The 3,228-nt window shown below is 68.5% G+C and carries 1 protein-coding gene and 2 pseudogenes; all 3 read right to left on the bottom strand.

Going from position 1 to position 3,228, the window contains the following annotated elements; all coding sequences use genetic code 11:
* Positions 1-479 (bottom strand): annotated as a pseudogene (locus tag BN903_RS07585) (RPA family protein); the annotation flags it as partial.
* Positions 480-1,407 (bottom strand): annotated as a pseudogene (locus tag BN903_RS07580) (replication factor A).
* Between the two features lie 707 nt (positions 1,408-2,114).
* Positions 2,115-3,044, bottom strand: coding sequence for a ribonuclease Z (gene rnz / locus BN903_RS07575; protein WP_048077165.1), 930 nt, complete (start codon positions 3,042-3,044; stop codon positions 2,115-2,117).
* Positions 3,045-3,228: the final 184 nt, after the last annotated feature.

The raw sequence follows: 3,228 nt of genomic DNA, 5'->3' as shown, positions 1-3,228 counted from the left end.
CGTTGCCCTCGTCGTCGAAACGCGGCGACGCGNTCGACGGTGCGGCGGGCGGTCTCCGGCGACCCAGCGGTCGCGAGTGGCGGCGTCGACCTCGGTGATCGACTCGGGCGGACGGAGACCCGGACCGTGCCGTCGTCGGTCTCGTAGGTCCGGGGCTTCCCCACGACTGCGACGTAGGCCGGGGACTCCAGGTCCCGGAGTTTGGAAGCGGCTTCCGGCTGGTACTGGCCGGCGTACACGAAGAACGTGCCCGTCGGGTCGACGATGCGGCCGCGCCAGTACTCGCTGTCGTCGCCGACGTCCTCCTTCTCGGTGAGCGTGCCCACGAAGAACACGCGGTTCGAGGACTCGCCGGTCGGTAACAGCGCGTAGACGGGGGCGCGCTCGTCGTCGGACTCGGTGAACGTGTAGCCGGCGTCGTTGAACTCGCTCGCGAACACGCGCCGGGCGACCTCTCGGGTGGGTGCGGATTGGCTCATTTAAATCGACCTCGCTTCGATCAGCGCACTTTCAACGTCGACAGCGCCCGGGGTCCTCCATCTCGTCGACCAGGACGTACCGCCCGAAGGTGGGACCGGTGACGCGGTAGTAGCGCCCGAGCACGTCCTCGCCCATCTCCTCTGCGACGACCGTGGTGTCGAGCGCGTCCATCGCCATGTTCTTGGCCTCTTCGAGGGTCATCCCGGTGAGGTCCTCGGTGGCCTCGCGGTCGAAGATGACCTCGGTGACGGTCTCGCCGTCGTCGAGGACGCCCTTGATCCGCAGGTCGAACTCGCCCTCGACCTGCCCGTGTTCGGAGCAGCGGCCGTTCTGGAGGACGCGCGTACAGTCCTCCTCGGGGCAGCGCTTGATCAGCCCGGAACCGGACTGGATGTCGACGAGCGCGCCCTCGACCGTGTCGGCGTTGTCGCCGACCTCGATCTCCTCGTCGATCTCGGTGATGCCGGTCGTCCGGTTGAGCTTCACCGAGTAGCTGCCCTCGTACTCGTCGGTGACGACGTTCGTCAGCTCGTACGCCTGTCCCTCCGTCAGCTCGGGGAGGTCGGAGGTCTCGAAGGCGACGAACTTGATCGTGCCCGACTCGTCGCCGAGGAGGCCGACCTGCGAGATGGAGTCGCTGCGCGGCTCCCACAGGTCGACCAGCTCGACGCGTAAGTCGACCCACTGTTCGTCCTCGTCGATGTCGTTGACGAGGACCTCCTCGCTGCCGCCGCGGCCGAGTTCGTCGCGCTCCATCCCGGCGTCTTCGAGGTAGCTGTTGGTGACGCTCCGGCGCGCCTCGTCGAGGGGCACGCGGTACTCGTCGACGAGCGTCGCCAGCCGTTCCTCGACGTCGTCGGGATCGACGTCGGTGTGGTCCGAGAACTGTTCCGCTATCGCTTCCGCTTCCTGTCGCAGTTCGCTCATGGGGTGTCTCCGCCTCCGGTCTTGTTTCGGTGGGAGGCGTACGAGGGTTGGTTCCAGATGGTATTAAAGCGTACGTGACCGCGGTGAAAGTGAACAGGAAACGGCTTCTGAGTGCTTCTGAGCGGGTTTCTCTCGATTCGTGGAGATCAGCCAACAGAATGATCCCGACCGCGTCAGACGCTCGTCAGCCACGCGCGGGCTTCGTTTCAAGTGGAACGATCACATGGATCGCTGTCACATGGGGTAGGATCCGACGAGGTCGACGACACGAAGCGGTGGCGCGCGCCTCCGAGGCCGCATCGCGGCCGAGGAGCGTCGCGCGAGGGAGTCGGTCGCCGGAGTAACGCGGAGGCGACCGACGAGGCTGGGGAGGCGTGAGGCTGTGCGGGGCGGGACTCGAAGGGGCAGTCGCGAGGACGGCACAGGCGACGTAAGCACCGCAGGAGCGAACGCAGTGAGCGACGAGGAGCACAACGAGCGTGTGCCGTCCTCGCGACTGGGGCTTCGGCGGTCTCGGTCCAGATGTCGATCACGACTGGTGCGGTCATGTACAACCGAGCAGCTGGGGCTTCGGTGGTGTTCGTGTCGATCAGCGATTTATAAACGGGACCAACGTAGTACAGCCGAGCGACTAGGGATTTGGCGGTCTCGGCCACGATGTCGGTCGTCGAACGTCGGTTCGCCCCTACGTACTCGCCGTCAACGTCTCAGTCCGCGTCGGGGAACGGGACCTCGATCAGGTCGCCGTCGTCGGGGAGCAGGCACTCGCCGTCGAACGCCTCGCGGGCCTCCTCGCGGATCGGTCGCGGGTCCCCGGCGTACCGCGAGGAGATGTGGACCAGAGCGAGCCGCTTCGCGCCGGCACGATCCGCAACTGACCCCGCCTCGCGGCCGGTCGAGTGCGCCGTGTCGCGGGCGCGGTCGGCCATGTCGTCGGCGAAGGTGGCGTCGTGAATCAGCAGGTCGGCGTCTGCGGCGGCTTCGACCGTGGACTCCCGCGGGCGCGTGTCCGCGGTGTACACCAGTTTACGCCCCGGACGCGGCGGCCCGACCACCTGCTCCGGGTCGACGACCGTGCCGTCCTCGGCTTCGACCGACTCGCCCTCGTGGAGCCGGCCGAACTTCGGGCCGACGGGAACGCCGAGTTCCTCCGCCTTCGGGCGGTCGAACCGACCGGGGCGGTCGGCCTCCGCCAAGACGTACCCCTGCGACTTCGTCCGGTGTTCCGTCTCGAAGGCGCGCACGGCGTACTCGTCGGTCTCGTAGGCGACCTCGCCGGGGGCGACGGGGTCGATCCGGACGGGGAACGCCGGGTCGTGGCCGACCGCGCGGACGAGGTCGCGGAGGTGGTCGGCGGTCCCCGGCGGACAGTGGATCGTCAGCGGGTCGGTGCGGTCGTTGAACCCGAGCGTCTGGACGAGTCCGGGGATCCCGAGGACGTGGTCGCCGTGGAGGTGCGAGACGAAGATTCGGTCGACGGCGAAGCCGGTCCCGCTGCGCATCATCTCGCGCTGGGTGCCCTCGCCGCAGTCGAAGAGGAAGCGGTCGCCCTCGCGGTTGACGAAGACGGCGCTCGCCGCGCGCTCGACGGTCGGGACGGCACCGCCCGTCCCGAGGAAGGTGACGCGAAGAGACATGGCGATCCGTCCGGGCGGCGGTTGTAAACCGGTGTCGATGCGGACGCGGACGAAATGCGTGGCGTCCGGGCCGTCCGCGGGCGACACTCACATGAGGCCGGCGGCCCGAACGCGGCCATGCGCGAGCCGATCGCCGCCTTGGTCCGACAGGAGGGGTGGCGCGCCGAGGGCGCGGCCGCCCGCG

This window comes from Halorubrum sp. AJ67, assembly GCF_000513435.1.
Note: the sequence above shows the minus strand (reverse complement) of the source record. Positions and strands in the feature narration are given on the sequence as shown.

Coding starts and splice junctions, on each gene's coding strand:
- rnz (WP_048077165.1), bottom strand. CDS start 3,044: ATGTCTCTTCGCGTCACCTTCCTCGGGACGGGCGGTGCCGTCCCGACC.